Origin of the sequence: Clostridium sp. D33t1_170424_F3, from assembly GCF_015667585.1 — a bacterium.
In the GTDB taxonomy this organism is placed as follows: Bacteria; Bacillota; Clostridia; order Oscillospirales; family Acutalibacteraceae; genus Anaeromassilibacillus.
The window spans coordinates 95,577-113,140 of the sequence record NZ_JADPEG010000009.1; the positions used below are offsets into that span (position 1 = coordinate 95,577).

Below are 17,564 nucleotides of genomic sequence, written 5' to 3' on the forward strand. Positions count from 1 at the left end.
TTATCGGCTTTTGCGTGCGTTTCGGTTGACCCGGCAGAAAAGGATTTTTTGTTATGTTCACTTGATGTCAACTATATCGATAATTTTTTCATGTAATTCTACATAATCACATGAAATGGCGCCGATTTTTAAAAGGGAAGAAAGAGTAATGCTTTTTTGATTTCCTGCTTTTTCATTTAGAATCCTTGTAGATAAAAGATAAAAATTCCACTGTTTTAAATCTAAAGGATTGGCCGTTTTCTGTTCTACATGATTATGAACACAAAATACGTATACATCCGCTTGCCGTTTTTTAATAGAATCAAATTTGTTTGTTTTATTATCCCATCCTAATGTGGGCTGAATTCTAAATAACAGTTTAGAAAGATCTTTTTGCCCCACGTTTGGAGATATCCAGAAGCTTTTACCTCAATAGCAATTCCCTCCGCCGACAATAAATCATATTTATCCCATGCTGTACGTTCTTTCTTCTGTATTCCCATGGCACACGCGACAATATACTCTGCCAAAGCGCCTCTCTCTGTATTTCCAAGTAAATCCGAATATGCCCAACTCCAAAAGTCTTCTAGTTTAGCTATTTCTTTCCCCATGTTATCAGTAAGTGGCATTTCGCCTTTTAGAAAATGGGATGGGATGACAGGGTATCTTATCTTTTCATCCATTTTGTTATCAACTCCTTCTCTCTGTATCAGTAAGAAAAGCGCCGCAGGATTGTCCATGCGGCGCTTCTTTTATACTCAGAAGGGGATACGGTCGCTCTCATCGACATTGTATTCGTCTTCCAAATCGTGTTCATATTTTTCAATGTATAAAGCGGAAGCCTTCTTGATGGTGGGAAGGGACTTCTGCACGGTGTTCATACAGCGCAGCCATTTCCAGATCACCCAGCCGCTGACAGCTGTGATCACCGCCGCCAGCACAACGGTAACGGCCCCGGCAATTCCCAGCCATTTTTTCAGGCATCTTCCTTTGTCAAAGTCAAACATGGTTGTTACCTCTCGCTTTCTTACAGATGGATCAGTCGCCAAAAGAAATACCGATGTCGCGCCCGGTCTGGATCACATCGCTGTCTTTGGGCACGACCTTCAACTTGCCGGCGACTTCCGCGAGTGGTACTGGTACAATGATGTTGTTCTGCAGGCCGACCATATTGCCGTACTGCTTGTTAGCAATCAGCTTTGCCGCCGCCGCGCCGAAGCGGGTGGAAAGCACACGGTCGTACGGGCAGGGGCTGCCGCCGCGCTGAAAGTGTCCGGGGACCGTTACACGAATCTCCTGTCCGGTTTTCTCGCTGATTTCCTGTGCCAGCCGGTAGGAAATAGACGGGAACTTCATGTTGGCGCGGGCTGTTTTCAGATCTTTCTTGGTCATTTTGGCCTCTTCCTGGGAGATGACGCCTTCCGCTACCGCCAGAATGGAAAAGCGTTTGCCGGCCTCATTACGCTGTTTAATGATTCTCACAACGCTTTCAATATCGTAGGGGATTTCCGGAAGGAGAATGACGTCCGCACCGCCGGCGATACCTGCGTACAGGGTAAGCCAGCCGACCTTGTGTCCCATGATTTCCACAATGAAAACGCGGCCGTGGGAGGTTGCGGTGGTGTGGATACAGTCCAGAACATTGGCGGCGATGGACATGGCACTGTGGAAGCCAAACGTCATATCGGTTCCCCAGACGTCATTGTCGATGGTCTTAGGCAGGGAGACGACGTTCAGGCCCTCCTCGCTGAGCAGATTCGCTGTTTTATGCGTTCCATTGCCGCCCAGCACCACAAGACAGTCCAGCTTCATCTTTTTATAGTTTTCCTTCATGTTTTTGACCTTGTCAACACTGTTTTCATCAATGACACGCATCAGCTTGAACGGTTGGCGGGAGGTGCCGAGAATTGTGCCGCCAAGGGTGAGGATGCCGGAAAAGTCCTCAGATTTCATGCGCTTGTAGTTGCCTTCGATTAAACCGCGGTAGCCGTCGTTAATACCATAGATTTCAACATCGTTGCCAAATTCCACATACAGTGCCTTGGCCACGCCGCGGATCGCGGCGTTCAGGCCCTGACAGTCACCGCCGCTCGTTAAGATTCCGATTCTTTTCATAATCCACACTCTTTTCTTCTTTTATTTTCTCCGAAGCTTCTTTGTCGCGCATTCATCCGGCTGAGGGCTCCGGTAAAGAATCTGTTGTTATTCTGCACTGCTGCGGATGGGTTTATAGGGCTTGGAGGCGTCCTGTACGGAAATTTCCATGTCCTTTACCGCTTTCTGTGCCATCAAGGAGAATTCCACATGGGAGTTGTGGGAAACCTTTCCACGGCGGTCGATGTGCTCGTAGGAGGTGTCCGGCTGCAGCACGCGCGCGTTCATATTGTCACTCAGCATGGTGTCTAGGATACCGAACGCACGCTTCTTGAGGTCCTCGTCCTCGATGGGGAAAACCAGTTCCACGCGGCGGTCCAGGTTGCGGGGCATCCAGTCCGCGCTGCCCATATAGATTTTCGGGTTGCCTGCGTTTTCAAATTGAAAGATGCGGCTGTGCTCCAATAGCTGTCCCACGATGCTGATGACCGTGATATTTTCGCTGACGCCCGGCAATCCGGGTACCAGGCAGCAAATGCCGCGTACAATCAGCTGGATGGGTACATTGGCCTGTGAGGCCCGGTACAGCAGCTGGATGATCTCCGCGTCCACAAGGGAGTTGACCTTGGCAACGATGCCGCAGGGGAGGCCGGCCAGAGAGTTGCTGATTTCCTTTTCGATCATGCGGATAAAAAAGCTGCGCAGCCCGTGCGGCGCAACCGCAAATTTGTTGTAATCCGGCGGGAGAGAATATCCGGTCAGCACGTTAAACAGGGAGGACGCGTCCCGGCCATACGGCTCCTTGCAGGTGAATACGCCGACGTCCGTATAAATTTTTGCGGTGGAGTCATTGTAGTTGCCGGTGCCCATGTGCAGGTAACGCCGGATACCATCTGAATCACGCCGCACCACCAGCAGGATTTTGCAATGTGTTTTCAGTCCCGCAAGGCCATAGATTACATGGCAGCCGGCTTCTTCCAACTTTTTGGCCCACAGGATATTATTCTCCTCGTCAAAACGGGCTTTCAACTCGACCAGTACGGTCACCTGTTTGCCGTTTTCCGCCGCACGGATCAGTGCAGCGATGATGGGTGAATGGCCGCTGACACGGTACAGCGTCTGTTTAATTGCCAGCACGTTTTCGTCCTCTGCGGCCTGGCGCACAAAGTCGACGACACATTCAAAACTTTCATAGGGGTGGTGGACCATCCGATCCTTTTCCCGGATGGCCTGGAAGATATCGTCGCTGCCCCAGAAGGCGGCGGGCGGGTAAACCGGCTTGATCGGCTGAAAGCAAAGGGTCTCACAACCGGAAAGGTTTGCGAATTTGGATAGGAAGGTGAGATCCAGCGGACCCGTCACCTCGTAAATGCAGCTCTTGTCAATATCGAGCATTTCAATCAGGAATTCCTTTGTCTCCCGGTCGCTCCGCTGCAAAAGTTCCAAGCGGACCGGCTTGCCGCGTTTGCGCCGTTTGATGGATTTGACGATCTCACTCATGAGGTCTTCAGCCTCTTCGTCGATCTCCAGGTCGGAATTGCGCGTCATACGGAATGGGCAGGTTGCCTGAATATCGTTGAGCTCAAACAAAGCCTCCAGCTTGTAAGTAATGACGTCCTCCAAGAGGACGAAGGTGCGGCCCTCCTTACTGGGAACTTCCAGGAAACGGGAGAGAATGCCGGGCACCTGTACCACGGCAAAATAGGATTCTTCCTTTTTATCGCTCTTTAAACGAACCGCAATGTTCAGGCTTTTGTTTGCCAAAAGCGGGAACGGACGGCTGCGGTCCACTGCCAGCGGCGTCAGGACGGGAAACAGGACCTTGTCAAAATAGCCGGAGATAAAGGCGAGCTGCTCTTCATTCATGTCGTCCGGCGTAACAAAATGAATATTGTTCTTTTTTAAAGCGGGGACGATAGATCGATGCAGGCAGGAGTATTGCCGCTCTACAAACCCATAGATTTTTTCATTCAATAAGGGAAGAAGCTTGGCGGGCGTCAGGCCGGAATCGTCCTCCTGACCGTAGCCGGACTCCACCTGCTCCCGGACGCCGGCGACGCGTACCATAAAGAATTCGTCCAGGTTGGAGGCGGTAATTGATAAAAAGCGGATACGCTCCATCACGGGGTTTTCTTTTTCAAAGGCTTCTTCCAGCACACGGGCGTTGAAGTCCACCCAACTCAGTTCGCGGTTTATATAGGGAAACCGCTGTTTCTCGGTTCGTTCGTTTTTTTCGTTCATAAGAACCACGCAGTCCTTTCTTCGTTTGGCGCCGTCGGTTACAGCATCTTGGATTTAATGGTTAATTCGGGGTTGATGCCGAATACTTCTTTGAAGAAGGGCGCAGTTTGTTCAAACGCCCACTTTTCCAGATAGAGGTTTTGATCGCTTTCCCCGGTGATGATCAAGCGTTCCCGTTCCAGACGGACTTTGATATCGTCCAGCTTTTGCATCTGGGATTTATCCAGCGCGTTTGCCAGCCGGAAGATTGCCACCAGCTTGGAAACGACCAGGCGGTTTGCTTCGCTCAGCCCGACAAAAGCAATATCGTCAAAATTGGGAACGTCATATTCGTTGTACCGGGCGACATACGCGATGATATGCATTTCCTCGTCCGTCATACCGTAAAGGTCGATATTTTTTAACAGGTCAAACGAGCTGGAAAGATGGTCCTTGGCGTTAACGTAATGCCCGCAGTCGTGCATGATAGCAGCCAGCTCCAACAGAAGCCGTTTGCGTTTGTCAAGGCCGTGGGTGCCTTTCATCTTGTCAAAGAGCTTACAGGCAAATTTACGGATGTTTTCCGTATGTTTTTCGTTTGCGTTGTAGGTTCGGGACATGGCCTGTGCGCAGGAGATCGCGTTAACGCGTACATGTTCAAAATATTCACTGCTGCTTTTGGGAATCAGCATCTGCTTCATCAGAGCAAACCAAAGGTCTACCTTCGGCGCGATAACCGTATTGGACTTGACGCACTGGATCAGGCGCACATAGATTGCCAAAGCGGAATAGAGCAGCTCTGCGCTTTCCTCTTCAATGCCGAAGCGGTCGCTGATCTTTTCCCGCGAGAGCGAGCGGACTTCCTTAAACAGGTTTTTGATCTGTTTAGCCTCAATGATATAACGGTCGTTTTCCGGTTCCACACCGCAGATTTTTGCGATCAATTCGATCTCATTGCCGGTCAGGACCAGGCTTTGCAGGCCGCCTTCCACCTGCGGAAGCGGGATGCGGCCCATAATGGATTCCAGATATTCTTCCACGACCACATAAAAGTCTTCTGTTTCCTCCTGTATATTTCCCAGCATGTCATGCAGCTTTAAGGCGCCCATCGGCACATTCTGGGAGAAGATCATATTTTTCCCGTCGAAGACAGAGAGTCCGATGGTGCCCGCACCAATATAGGAAATGAGAGCGTTGCCAATCTTCTTTTGCTCCATGGTTTGCAGGGAGGATAGGATTTCAGAATAGATCAGCGTTTTTTCCTGGTCGTCCTCCAGCACCTCCACCGTCATGTCGTTCTGAATTTTCAGCTGGTCGACGACGTAGGCGCGGTTTTTGGCCTCACGCAGGGCGGTGGTAGCCACAACCTTGTACTGGTCGGTGCCGTACTCCGCCATAATTTCACTGTAACCCTGTAAAATGCCGGAAAGCTCGCGCAGGCTTTCAAAACGTATTTTTTCCTCGGTAAAGACTTCGTGTCCCAGGCACAGGGGATATTGCAGACGGTCCAAGCTGACGATTTCTCCTTTGCGGAGCTGGCAAATCCGCATTTTCAGCAGATTGGAGCCGATGTCGATGACGGCAGCAATTTTCCCGCCTTTCCTCTTATTCATTTGTACACCGTCCGTTCCTGTTATAGTTTGTTGAACCACAAAAGCGTTTTCACGTTGTTTTATAGTTAATTATACCAAATATTTGCAAGTTCAGCAATATTGTAGAGAGACTTTTTCATAGGATATGAGTTTAAAATCAGGTTAATCCTGTTTTTGACAATAAATTATGGTATAATAACCTCACGCCGTTAGCGGAAGCAGAGCTTCCGACGGCTGGGAGAACATTGTACCGTTGTGACGGAGGCTGCGCCTCTTAAGGTATAATAAAACAGAAATGATCGGAAAGGAAGCGAATCAACTTGCGTTTTGGTGATAAAATATTAAAATATCAGGAGCAGATTTTTCAGGATATGGCCCGGCTCATTGCAATTCCGTCCGTCCGCGGCGAGGCGGAGGATGGAAAGCCCTTTGGCAAATACCCTGCGGAAGCGCTTGATTGCATCCTGAAAATAGCGGAGAAGCTGGGACTCCCCGTAAAAAACGTCGGCAATTACGCGGGCCATGCGGAATATGGTGACGGAGAAGAAATAGCCGCCGTGCTGACGCATGTGGATGTGGTGCCCGCGGGCGACGGCTGGGAGACGGACCCTTTTACGATGGTGAAACAGGGAGGCGCTTACTACGGGCGCGGCGTGGCGGACGACAAGGGCGCGGCGGTGGTTTCTCTTTACTGCCTCAAAGTTTTGCAGGAGGAGAACGTGCAGACCAAGCGGCGTATCCGAACGATTTTCGGCGCGGGAGAGGAAACCGGCAGCGATGATTTGGAGCGCTATTTTGAGAAAGAGCCGATGCCCGTCATGGGCTTTACGCCGGATTCCGAATACGGCGTATGCAACCGTGAAAAGGGCATTTTGCGCATGAATTTTTCCGCGCCGAACGATTCTACCGTCCTGCGGGAATTTACGGCGGGCACTGTGGTCAACGCCGTCCCGGCGGGCGCGTTTGCAGACCTTGCATGTACCAAAGAAGAGGTGGAGAGACTCCGCCAGGCGATGGCAAGTGCGGAGGGGCGCTTTACGATTGAAGAGACGGAGGAAGGAGCGCATCTTTCCTCCGCGGGGACCGCTTCTCATGCGATGCAGCCGGAAGAAGGATTTAACGCGGCTTCCCATCTGATTGCCCTTTTGTTTCAGGTTTTTTCAGAGGACCAGATGGGAACGCTGATGTGTTTCCTGCGGCGCCATATTGGCACGGAACTGGATGGTGCTTCTCTGGGGCTGAAGCAGCAGGACGGCGAGTCCGGCCCGCTTACTCTGAATCTGGGGCTGGTGCATGCGGGCGCTTCCCTGTGTACGGCGTCGATCGATATCCGTTATCCTGTGACGGCGGATGGGGAAAAGATCATCGCCGCCATTCAGAGCAAGGCGCGGGAAGAGGATGTGTTCTCAGAAGAGGGCGGACATATGAAGCCGCTGTTCCTGCCGGCGAACAGCCCGTTTATTACACTGCTGCAAAATGCCTATGCGGAATTCATGGGTAAACCCGCCAATCTGTACGCGACCGGCGGCGGGACCTATGCACGTGAGCTGAAAGGCCGTGGTGTGGCGTTCGGGCCGTTTTTCCCGGATGAACCGGACCGCAGGCTGCATAATACGGGGGAGCATATCGACATCGACCGGTTCATGCTTCATGCACAGATATGTCTGGAGGCTATGTACCATATGGCGGTGGATTGAGTTTCATACAGGAGGTATATATGGAGTCCTATCGGACGGTTTCTTTCCAGGAGGTCTGGAAGAGTGAAGAGGTCAATGCATATATTAAAAACGGCAATGAAAATCTGGGTGTCATCGGCTTTACGGAGCACGGCTTTGCACATGCGAAGCGCAGCGCGGACACGGCGCGGGATATATTACATTGTTTGGGCTATAATGAACGTACTTGTGAGCTGGCGGCGATCGCCGGGTACATGCACGACATCGGCAACGTGATCAATCGTGTGGACCATGCCCAGAGCGGCGCGCTGATGGCGTTTCAGATTTTGAATCGAATGGAGATGGATCCGGCGGAGCTTGCGCTGGTTGTGGCTGCCATTGGCAATCACGACGAGGGGACAGCGGCTGCGGTCAACCCAATTGCGGCCGCGTTGATTTTGTCCGACAAAAGCGACGTACGGCGCTCCCGTGTGAGGGATAAAGGAACCGTGGATGCGGATATACATGATCGCGTCAATTATGCAGTCGAGTATTCTTCCATTGATATCGATACGGCCAACCGGACTGCGGCACTGAACATCAAAATTGATACGGAAATCTGCCCTGTGATGGAATACTTTGAAATCTTTTTGACCCGTATGGTGCTCTGCCGGAAGGCGGCGCAATATCTGGGCTTGCTGTTTGAACTGATTATTAACGACACAAGACTGCTTTGACAGAACGAATTTAACATAAAAAGAACGCGTGCTTTTCTACAAAGCACGCGTTCTTTTTATGCACTTTTGTCTCATATACTGGAAGCACAGACCGTTCAAAAAGAAAATCAGTCCTGCGCAAGCGTTGCCAGCTTTTTCAGGCAATTGCTGCAGATGTTTAAGCCCTTGTAAGTGGTAATCTCATTCATGCTGTTGCAAAAAATACAGGCGGGCTGGTACTTTTTGAGGATGATGACAGAGTCCTCCACAAAGATTTCCAGCGGGTCTTTTTCCTGAATATTTAAAGTGCTGCGCAGCTCTTTTGGTAACACAATGCGGCCTAATTCGTCAACTTTTCGTACAATGCCGGTTGATTTCAAGTAAAACATCACCTTTCTTATGAATGTTGTCGCTTTTGTCGCTTTCTGTTGTCATCATAGCATTTTTTACCATTTATGTCAATATAATGAAGGTGAAAAATATACTAAATGTTATTGCTAATGAATACTAATAGGATAATGAAGTTGACGAACGAGGTGGAGAATTTGCTCAATAAAGTGTGGGCGGGAATGATCCTGATCAGCATCTTCTGCGCCCTGGCAACCGGGCGTATGCCGCAGCTTTCCGACGCGGTTTTAGCGGGAGCGGGGAACGCGGCGGAACTGGTTTTGGGCATGCTCGGCATGATGTGTGCGTGGACAGGTTTAATGAAAATTGCCGATGCGGGCGGCTTGACCTCCATATTGGCGCGAGTTTTGTCCCCGGTATTGCGCAGGCTGTTTCCCGCATATCCGCCGGAAAGCCCAGCGGCAAAGGCGGTCTGCATGAATATCACGGCGAATTTACTGGGGCTTGGCAACGCCGCGACGCCGATGGGAATTGCGGCAATGAAGGAGATGCAGAAAAATAATACCGACGAGAGGACCGCAAACAACTCCATGGTGATGTTTGTCGTACTGAATACCGCTTCCCTGCAGCTGATCCCAACCTTTATGGGAACGCTCCGGGCCAACTACGGAGCCGCCGCGCCGTTTGATATCCTGCCTGCTGTTTGGATCACTTCCATGATCTCTTTGGCGGTTGGGCTGTTGGCGGCAAAGCTGATGGAGGGCCGAAAAGTTGGATAAGCTGGGCATTTACGCCGTACCCATTATGATATTGCTCATCCTTCTGTTCGGTATTATCCGACGCGTGCCGGTATTCGATGCGTTTGTGGAGGGGGCGAAGGAAGGGCTGGCTTCCAGCTTTTCCATTCTTCCTACGCTGGTCGGCCTGATTATGGCGGTCACCATGCTGAAAGCTTCCGGCGCGCTGGATATGATTGCTTCCTTTTTGGCTCCTGTGGCGCAGCTGTTGGGGTTGCCGGCTAACGTCATGCCGCTTGCTCTAATCAAACCCATATCCGGAAGCGGCGCCACAGCCTTATTGACGCAGATCTTTGAGAGCAGTGGCCCGGACAGCTTTGCGGGCCGTGTGGCGTCTGTCATGGCGGGATCTACGGAAACGACCTTCTACTGCATCGCTGTCTATTATGGAGCGGTGGGAATCAAAAAAACACGCCATACGATTCCGGCGGCGTTAACAGCCGATTTTGCAGCCTTTGTCATCGCAGCGTTGTCGGTACGGTATTTCTTTGGCGGTTAAAAAGAATTGGGAGAGGGAAGAGGATGCGGGAAGAGAAAAGAAAGGTGTTGCAGATTGCTCTGGCGGGGAATCCGAACTGTGGAAAAACGACGCTGTTCAACCGTCTGACCGGGAGCAGCCAGTATGTGGGCAATTGGCCCGGTGTTACAGTGGAAAAAAAGGGAGGCCGTGCATTTTATGGGGACTGGGAGATCGAGATAACCGACCTGCCCGGCGTGTATTCCCTTTCACCATATTCCCCGGAAGAGGCAATTGCGGAACGTTTTTTACGGGACGAAAAACCGGACGTCATAATTGACGTGGTGGATGCGACAAACCCGGAACGCAACCTGTACCTGACCATGCAGCTACTGGAACGCGGTATGCCGGTCGTAGTGGCGCTGAATATGCTGGATGTTTTGGAAAAACGGGGCGACCGGGCAGACAGCATGCAGTTCCAGAAGGAATTGGGCGTGCCGGTCGTTCCCATTTCCGCCGCGAAAGGGAATGGACTACCGGATTTGCTGCGGGCTGTTGTGCGAATGAGAGATGGGCAGAAGCCTACGGTACGCCGATTACCTTACACGGTGCCGGGAGAGGACATGCCGGACAGGGAGGCAGTATGGGCGGAAAGACGTTACGGTGCCGTAGAGGCCCTTGTAGGACGCTGCATGATGCGTGCGCCGCAGCCGGAGAAAAGTTTGAGCGACCGGATTGATGCGGTTGTAACCAATCGCTTTTTAGCGATCCCGCTCTTTTTTGCCATGGTGTTTTTGATCTTTGTCGTTACATTCGGAAGTATTGGTTCGTTTTTGGCGGACGGAGTCGCCGGATTTTTTGCCGCCTGTTCCGTTTGGATGGAACAGACGCTGCTTGCAGCCGGTGCGTCTGTTTGGGCCAGAAGCCTTGTGGTGGATGGAATCCTGGCTGGTATCGGTTCTGTGGTATCGTTTTTGCCGCAGATTGTCCTGCTGTTTTTTCTGCTTTCCCTGCTGGAGGACAGCGGCTATATGGCGCGCGCGGCGTTTATTATGGACGCGCCCATGCGAAAGCTTGGCCTGTCCGGACGGGCGTTTGTGCCGCTGCTGATGGGTTTTGGATGCACGGTTCCCGCCGTCATGGGAACGCGCATTCTGGAGAATGAAAAGGATAAACGGCTGACCATTTTAATTCTGCCCTTCATGTCCTGCAGCGCAAAGATGCCGGTATATTCGCTGTTCATCGCGGCGTTTTTTCCGGATAAGCGCCCACTGGCCATTTTCTGCTTTTACCTGCTGGGAATTGTACTGGGGATATTGTCTGCCCTGTTTTTTAAGAACACCGTTTTAAAAGGCGATTCGGCGCCCTTTGTGATGGAGCTGCCGCCGTACCGCCTGCCGACGTTAAAAAGCCTGCGTCTGCATGTATGGGAAAGAATCAAAGATTTTTTGCAGCGCGCGGGGACGGTTTTGCTGGGGGCGACGGTTTTGATCTGGCTGCTGCGATCCTTTTCTCCTGATTTCCAATATGTAACGGACAGTGCGCAGAGTATGTTGGCGCAAATCGGCGGCTGGATCGCACCGGTATTCACGCTGTGCGGCTTTGGAGAATGGAAGCCGGCGGTTTCTCTTTTAACCGGGCTGATTGCAAAGGAGAGCGTTGTCAGCTCCATGGGAGTGCTGTACAGCGGGGCGGAAAGCCTTACAACCGCGCTGCAAGGGACATTCACGTCCCTGTCCGCCTGCTCCTTTTTGTTGTTCGTCCTGTTTTATACGCCGTGTGTGGCAGCGCTTTCCGCCATCCGGCGGGAAATGGCAAGCTTGAAATGGACCGTGGTAACCGTAATTTGGCAGCTGGGAGTGGCGTGGTATGCTTCTGCACTGTTTTACCAGGTGGCGTCCCTGCTGCAAAAATGGAGTTAAGGGGGAGAGGTAATGGCGGATATTTTTATTGGATTGTTGGCGGTGGGATGTTTGGCGGCGCCGTTTTTATCCCGTAGAAAGTGCGGCGGATGTATCGGGTGTCCGCATCCATGCGCATGGCAAAAGAAAAAGCGGCCGGGCGGGATTCACGATCCCCCGGCCGCTTTTTTCACAGTTTGCAAATGCCTTAGTCAACGTTTTTTCTGTATTTAACGACGCGTGCCGGATTGCCGGCTGCCACGGCGTAGGGCGGTACATCCCTGGTTACGACGGAACAGGCCCCAACAATGGCGCCTTGTCCAATGGTGACGCCCGGCAGAATGGTGACTCTGCCGCCGATCCAGACGTCGTCCTCAATGGTGACCGGCTTTTCCTCACTCATCCCCTGCAGGCGCATGGGGCGCTCTGTATCGGAAAAATTGTGGTTTTCCGTGTAAATGACGCACCATGGACCCATCATCACATCATTGCCAATGATGGTTTTGCCATAAATGTTGGCTTCAACACCGATTCCGGAATAATCGCCGATTTCCAGGCGGGTGGAGATATTGGCTTTGCGCTCCACATTGACGCCTTTTCCGCATTTGGCGACAAACCGCTTTACCAGAAACCCGCGGATGTGCTTGCCGCCCAGTTTAATCGGCGCAAAGGAATTCGGCAGATAGCGGGCAAAATATTGGTATAAAAACCAGCAGACAGCTTTCTGTATCCATTTCAAAATCTTTTTCACGCGGGTTCCTCCATTACGGCTGCCAGTTCAGGATGGGCCGTCTTCCGATGCTGCGATAGATGACCGGTTCCTTTGCCATTTGTTCCAGTGCATAGCAGTTGCGCCCGTCGATGATGATGGGGCGCTTCATGCGTTTGGCAAAGCTGGAGACGTCCAAACTTTTTACCTGCGGCCACTCGGTGAATATGAAGCACAGGTCGGCTCCGTCCAGGGTCTGCTCGATGGTGTCGCAGTACAGGACGTTGCCGGGCTCCTGCTTTTGAAAGTTTTCAACGCCCACGGGATCCCAGGCTTTTACGGTTGCGCCGTCCTCCAACATAATGGGGATATTGACGAGCGACGGAGCCTCACGCAGGTCATCCGTGCCCGGTTTGAAGGTCAGACCCAGTACGGCGATGGTCAAGCCCTCCAGGCTGTCAAAATATTTACGCGCAATTTTGATCGGCTTCAATTTTTGATTTTCATTGACTTCAATGGCGGCTTTGATGGTCTTGATTTCATAATCGTGAAAATTGGCAAGCCAGTGCAGAGCCTTGGTATCCTTTGGAAAGCAGCTGCCGCCATAGCCGATGCCTGCGTTCAGGAATTTGTTCCCGATGCGGCTGTCGTAGCCCATACCTTTGGCGACGTCGTCGATGTCTGCGCCGATCAGCTCACAGAGCAGAGCGATCTCGTTGATATAAGAGATTTTTAACGCGAGGAAATCGTTGGATGCATACTTGATCATCTCCGCGCTTTTGCGGTTGGTGACCAGGATGGGCGCGTCAAAATCCCTGTACATTTCCCGCATGATTTTCCCTGTTTTTTCGTCCTCGACGCCGATGACGATACGGGATGCGTGCAGGGTGTCCCGTACGGCGGTTCCCTGCGCGAGGAATTCCGGGTTGGATGCGACCGTCAACCGGACGCCCGCACGGCAATTGGCGTTCAGCAGTGCTTCCACTTTGTCGTTGGTTCCAATGGGTACGGTCGATTTGACCACCACAACGCAGTCGCGCGCGGCGCTCTCTGCGATTTGTCTGGCAACGCCGAAGACGTATGTCAAATTGGCGCTTCCGTCCTTCTTTTCCGGCGTGCCCACGCCGATGATGATTACATCGCAGTCCGCGTAGGCGGAGGCATAGTCTGTCGTATAGGACAGGCGGCGGCTGTTTTTCTGCATCAGTTCGGACAGGCCGTCTTCATAAATGGGGGATATGCCGCTTTGCATCAGACGGATTTTTTCTTCGTCCACGTCCACACAAGTGACGGTATGCCCGTGCTCCGCCAGGCAAACGCCTGTTACCAGACCGACATAACCGGTTCCGGCCACTGCAATTTTCATAAGATTCCACCTCTGTTTTCAATCTTCTCCCAGGGCATGACGCCACTGTGCCTGCGAACATGCGTTGGTATAGGTTCTGCCGGCAAGAAGCTGTTTTTTTTGCCGGAGCGCTTCCGGGTTGGAGCAGACCTCTTTCAGCATGCGGCAGATGTCTTCCGCATTGTTTTCACAGACCCATCCCGCTTCATCGTCCAGAATCATCTCCTTGACCGATGTGGTCTGCGTCGCCAGAATCGGCACACCGAGGCATTTGGACTCGCTGAACACAATGGGAGCCGCCTCGTGATAGGAGGTAAGGAAAAACAGGTCCGCGTTTTTTATGTAGCGATAGGGATTCTTTTTTGTACCATAAAAAAATACCTGCTCGGAGATATCCAGCTGCCTGCACATTTCCTGCAGGGGAATGCGCTGCATTCCATCCCCAATGATGTGATAAAGAATCGGAATGCCGCTTTTCAGGCATTTCTGCACGGCCAACAGCGCGCGTTCGATCCCCTTTTCTTCGCTCAGACGTGCAACAGTCACAAGGTTGATCCGATCTTCCGGATAGGGAATGGGGTCCTGATTGCCCATTTGGACGATCTTATCGTACTCGTTAAAGTTGTTGACCACATAGGTTCGGTCTTTAAGGCTGGGATTCGCCTGAATAAAGCGTTCCCGGCATCCGCTGGAACAGGATATAACCTTATCAAATCTTTGATAGAGCTTGCGGATAGCAGGCGTATTGCTGCCGCAGTTTAAAAAGTCGGAATGGACGACGGCGATCTTTTCTTTTGCATCGATCCGTTTCAGGACAATTTCATTTGTGCCGCCATAAAGAAGCTTAGGCGCTTCGCTTTGCATGTAAGAAATCGCAGCGTCGTATCCGCTGAGCTTCGGCTGAAATTGCGCCAAAATACGCAGGGGAACAGAGTTGCCAAACCAGCGGCACAGGACGGCGAAAAAAGAGCGCCAGAAAAACAGCAGCTTATTCTCGTGCAGAACCTCTTTTTGGCTCATACCGAGGACACGCAGCAGGGGAGGGCTGTTCAACACGGCAATGTTTTTGGGGAGCTGCTCCTTGTATTCTCCTTCCGGGTACATAAGAAGAAGCGTAATATCATATTGGTTTTCAATATTGTGCAGCAGATTCAGCAGGCTGCGCTGGATTCCGCCGCTGTGCAGATTGTTGTTGACAAAGAGCAGTTTTTTCTTCAAAGTACTTCGCCTCCTGGATTTTTTCCAAGGTATTCCTGGATCCCCTGCTTCATATACCGATATGCTTTTTTCAGCGGAATTTCTTTGCTGAGAAAATCCGGATGCCGCAACAAAAGCTGCAAGCACAGCGGTTTGGCAAGCCTGGAGGAAAGGTGTGCAAACAACGCGCCCTTATCCCGGAAGAATTTTTCTGAATAACCGTCAAACCAGGTGGATTCCTCATGTGTGACTTCGCCGATAAAAAGGGGACTTGCATAGACACGCAACCCCTTTTTGCGGCATTCGTTGAGAAAGATGACGTCTTCGCCTGACCCATACCGCGCGCCTCCGCCGAATAATAAGCTGAAACAGACGTTGGCCCGGCGGGCCCGTGTAGTCCGTACCGCGATGCGGTAGGTGCCGTAGCGGAGGGAATTATGCCACTGTACCTTGGAAAACTTTGGGATGATGTAATCTTTTCTTCCCTCGTTTTTGCAATCCAGATTGAAGACGATGAGGTCAGCTTCCGGGTGGTGGGCGAATTCCTCTAAAATCAGTTCCGCGTAATGGTCGCGGTAACGCACATCGTCGTCCGCAAAGAGACAGATCTCCGCATTCGCGCGCATCCAGGCGTTATTGCGGTTCAGGCCGACGCCGCGCTCCTGAAAGGAGCAATAGCAGATGGAATGGCCGTTGTAGTCAAAGCATTCCACTTCGTTTCGGTCGCACTGGTTTCCGATAATGGCATCCGACTGGATATTCATGCGTTCCAGCAAACTGTGATCGGTTTGCTGCATGGTTGCAATCAGGACTTGCAGCCGCATATACAATCCTCCATTTTATTTAATTCCCCGGCGCAGTTTGTGAAAGGTCAGCGCGACCGGCCGGATACACGTTTTGCACCGGTTGGGGAGGGTGTTCATTCCCCAATCGTCCAGTTTTTTCAATATGTAACCCGAAAGCCGAAAATTGCATCTGTACTTATCCAGCAGGCTCAGGCTGCGGCTGGTCAGGCCGGAGGAAGTCTGTACATAGTAGTAAAAGACATCGGTAACCAGCAGGGCCGTCTGTGCCCGGGTGTAGGCTTCCAGAGAAAAAACGGCATCTTCCGCCGTTTTCATGTTGCTGACAAAGGACAGGTCCGCGATCATCTCTCTTTTGTAGAGGGTGGCCCACACGGAATTAAAGCGGATTGCAGAGAGAAAATAGGGATAAATATACTTTTGGAAATCCGGTTTTGACACCAGGGAATCTTCTTTAAAGTAATCAATGGGAGGTTCTATACGTCCGTCAGAATATACCAGGCGGTAGGAAAAACGGACAATGTCGGCCTGGCTTTCCTCCTGCTTGCGGACAACCGTTTCCACACAGTCGGGGTCCAGGTAGTCGTCACTGTCCACAAACAGAATAAAGTCGCCTGTCGAACGGTGCAGAGCGGTATTTCGCGCCTCCGCGACGCCGCCGTTTTCCTTGGTGACGACGGTGATGCGGTCCCCGTACTGCTCTAAAATGGAGAGAGTCTGATCGGTCGATCCATCATTCACCACGAGTATTTCCAGAGCGGGATACGTCTGTCCGACGAGGCTGTCTATGCATTTGGTGATATATGCTTCACAGTTGTAAGCGGGAACAATGATCGAAACCTTTTTCATGTTACTCACGGCCTTCCATCTTTCCAAGCCAAATTCAGGCGGATTACCACCACTTCCGGCGTGTTAAAGACACGGGGAAGATTTTCTTCCACACCGACGCCGCTGCTGACCATAATCTGCCGGTCAGACAGTTTATAAAGCCCCTTGACGTATTTGACTTCGCCACCCATATGGGTTTCCAAAATCTTATCCTGAATACCGGGCAGGTTTACGTGTCCGCCGTGCGTATGCCCGGACAGAACCAGATTGCACGGCAGCTCTTCCAGAAGATCTGCCTGATTGGCGCGGTGGAACAGACCGATGGTAAACGTATTCGGGTCCAGTTTTAAAGCCAGCTGATTGACCTTTTCCGTCATATGGTCATCGTAATGATAATCGCCATCCGGATAGGGGAGGTCCCGGATTCCAACGACGTTGATCGTTTCCCCGTCCTTTTCCAGGGAAACAATTTCGTCGTTCAGCACTTGGACGCCTAAACTTCTGGCCAAATCCCCAACGGCGATGGTTCCGTCTTCTTCGTTCTGGCTCCAGATTTCGTGGTTGCCGTAAGCGTAATAGACGGGCGCAATTTCCACAAGGCCCTTCAGTAAGGCTTCTGTATTGTGAAAATCGGTTGTATCCATACTGACCAGATCGCCCGCAATAAAAATATAGGAGGGATTGGCCGCTTTAACGTTTGCAATGACCTTTTGGTAATTTCCACTGTTGTGGAAATCGGTTATTAACGCAATAATGGTGTTGTCAAATGCTTGCGGAAGTCCACGGAAGGTCAGGACCTGCCGGTTGGTAACAACGCGGCTGTTATCCCAGAACACATAGCCGGTCAACGCGGAAAGCAGCAGCACAAGGATTGCAATGAAGATCAACAGGGTCTTTGCAATTTTTATAATGATTTTTCCCAT

At 51.5% G+C, this 17,564-nt stretch carries 18 protein-coding genes; 5 read left to right on the plus strand and 13 right to left on the minus strand.

Going from position 1 to position 17,564, the window contains the following annotated elements:
* Window positions 1–57: 57 nt before the first annotated feature.
* The 6 genes from I4V53_RS07800 to I4V53_RS07825 all read right to left on the minus strand — a co-directional run bounded on the left by I4V53_RS07800 (window position 58) and on the right by I4V53_RS07825 (window position 5,906).
* On the minus strand, window positions 58–381 hold the full coding sequence (locus I4V53_RS07800) for a hypothetical protein (RefSeq protein WP_195985134.1): 324 nt from the start codon (window positions 379–381) through the stop codon (window positions 58–60).
* Window positions 330–662 (minus strand): hypothetical protein, encoded by a 333-nt coding sequence (locus I4V53_RS07805; RefSeq protein ID WP_195985135.1) that lies wholly within the window; start codon window positions 660–662, stop codon window positions 330–332. Before I4V53_RS07805 ends, I4V53_RS07800 begins: the two co-directional genes overlap by 52 nt.
* 75 nt (window positions 663–737) lie before the next feature.
* Entirely contained in the window at window positions 738–986 is a 249-nt protein-coding gene (locus I4V53_RS07810; RefSeq protein WP_195985136.1) for a hypothetical protein, read from the minus strand.
* Window positions 987–1,017: 31 nt separating this feature from the next.
* A complete protein-coding gene (locus tag I4V53_RS07815) occupies window positions 1,018–2,094 on the minus strand; it encodes a 6-phosphofructokinase (RefSeq protein WP_195985137.1) in 1,077 nt (358 codons plus the stop codon).
* An 87-nt stretch (window positions 2,095–2,181) separates the two neighbouring features.
* Entirely contained in the window at window positions 2,182–4,314 is a 2,133-nt protein-coding gene (locus tag I4V53_RS07820; protein ID WP_195985138.1) for an RNA degradosome polyphosphate kinase, read from the minus strand.
* Window positions 4,315–4,352: 38 nt separating this feature from the next.
* The gene (locus I4V53_RS07825; RefSeq protein WP_195985139.1) at window positions 4,353–5,906 is read right to left on the minus strand and encodes a Ppx/GppA phosphatase family protein; all 1,554 of its coding nucleotides are present in this window, start codon (window positions 5,904–5,906) and stop codon (window positions 4,353–4,355) included.
* Between the two features lie 299 nt (window positions 5,907–6,205).
* Between I4V53_RS07825 and I4V53_RS07830 the strand changes: the two genes are divergently transcribed.
* The gene (locus I4V53_RS07830) at window positions 6,206–7,582 is read left to right on the plus strand and encodes a Sapep family Mn(2+)-dependent dipeptidase (RefSeq protein WP_195985140.1); all 1,377 of its coding nucleotides are present in this window, start codon (window positions 6,206–6,208) and stop codon (window positions 7,580–7,582) included.
* A 20-nt stretch (window positions 7,583–7,602) separates the two neighbouring features.
* Window positions 7,603–8,277 carry an HD domain-containing protein gene (locus I4V53_RS07835; RefSeq protein ID WP_195985141.1) on the plus strand — a complete coding sequence of 225 codons (675 nt, stop codon included), beginning with the start codon at window positions 7,603–7,605 and terminating at the stop codon, window positions 8,275–8,277.
* A 107-nt stretch (window positions 8,278–8,384) separates the two neighbouring features.
* On the opposite strand, the gene I4V53_RS07840 is transcribed toward I4V53_RS07835, so the two are convergent.
* Window positions 8,385–8,636, minus strand: a complete 252-nt coding sequence (locus tag I4V53_RS07840; protein WP_050698445.1) for an AbrB/MazE/SpoVT family DNA-binding domain-containing protein — start codon at window positions 8,634–8,636, stop codon at window positions 8,385–8,387.
* Between the two features lie 138 nt (window positions 8,637–8,774).
* On the opposite strand from I4V53_RS07840, the gene I4V53_RS07845 reads away from it, so the two are divergent.
* Genes I4V53_RS07845 through feoB form a run of 3 tightly spaced genes read left to right on the plus strand, consistent with a single transcriptional unit; the run spans window position 8,775 to window position 11,780 of the window.
* On the plus strand, window positions 8,775–9,383 hold the full coding sequence (locus I4V53_RS07845) for a nucleoside recognition domain-containing protein (RefSeq protein WP_286167077.1): 609 nt from the start codon (window positions 8,775–8,777) through the stop codon (window positions 9,381–9,383).
* Window positions 9,376–9,900, plus strand: coding sequence for a spore maturation protein (locus tag I4V53_RS07850; RefSeq protein WP_286167078.1), 525 nt, complete (start codon window positions 9,376–9,378; stop codon window positions 9,898–9,900). Before I4V53_RS07845 ends, I4V53_RS07850 begins: the two co-directional genes overlap by 8 nt.
* Window positions 9,901–9,923: 23 nt before the next feature.
* The gene (feoB, locus tag I4V53_RS07855; RefSeq protein WP_195985142.1) at window positions 9,924–11,780 is read left to right on the plus strand and encodes a ferrous iron transport protein B; all 1,857 of its coding nucleotides are present in this window, start codon (window positions 9,924–9,926) and stop codon (window positions 11,778–11,780) included.
* Between the two features lie 187 nt (window positions 11,781–11,967).
* On the opposite strand, the gene I4V53_RS07860 is transcribed toward feoB, so the two are convergent.
* From I4V53_RS07860 to I4V53_RS07885, 6 genes are read right to left on the minus strand one after another with little or no spacing between them, the layout of a single operon-like run.
* Window positions 11,968–12,510, minus strand: a complete 543-nt coding sequence (locus I4V53_RS07860; RefSeq protein WP_353616496.1) for an acyltransferase — start codon at window positions 12,508–12,510, stop codon at window positions 11,968–11,970.
* A 13-nt stretch (window positions 12,511–12,523) separates the two neighbouring features.
* On the minus strand, window positions 12,524–13,834 hold the full coding sequence (locus I4V53_RS07865) for a UDP-glucose dehydrogenase family protein (protein ID WP_195985143.1): 1,311 nt from the start codon (window positions 13,832–13,834) through the stop codon (window positions 12,524–12,526).
* Between the two features lie 18 nt (window positions 13,835–13,852).
* Window positions 13,853–15,031: a glycosyltransferase gene (locus tag I4V53_RS07870; RefSeq protein WP_195985144.1), complete on the minus strand. Its 1,179-nt coding sequence runs from the start codon at window positions 15,029–15,031 to the stop codon at window positions 13,853–13,855.
* On the minus strand, window positions 15,028–15,834 hold the full coding sequence (locus I4V53_RS07875) for a glycosyltransferase family A protein (RefSeq protein WP_195985145.1): 807 nt from the start codon (window positions 15,832–15,834) through the stop codon (window positions 15,028–15,030). The genes I4V53_RS07870 and I4V53_RS07875 overlap by 4 nt, the downstream gene beginning before the upstream one ends.
* A gap of 15 nt (window positions 15,835–15,849) precedes the next feature.
* A complete protein-coding gene (locus I4V53_RS07880; RefSeq protein WP_286167080.1) occupies window positions 15,850–16,662 on the minus strand; it encodes a glycosyltransferase family 2 protein in 813 nt (270 codons plus the stop codon).
* A 5-nt stretch (window positions 16,663–16,667) separates the two neighbouring features.
* Window positions 16,668–17,564: a metallophosphoesterase gene (locus I4V53_RS07885; RefSeq protein ID WP_195985147.1), complete on the minus strand. Its 897-nt coding sequence runs from the start codon at window positions 17,562–17,564 to the stop codon at window positions 16,668–16,670.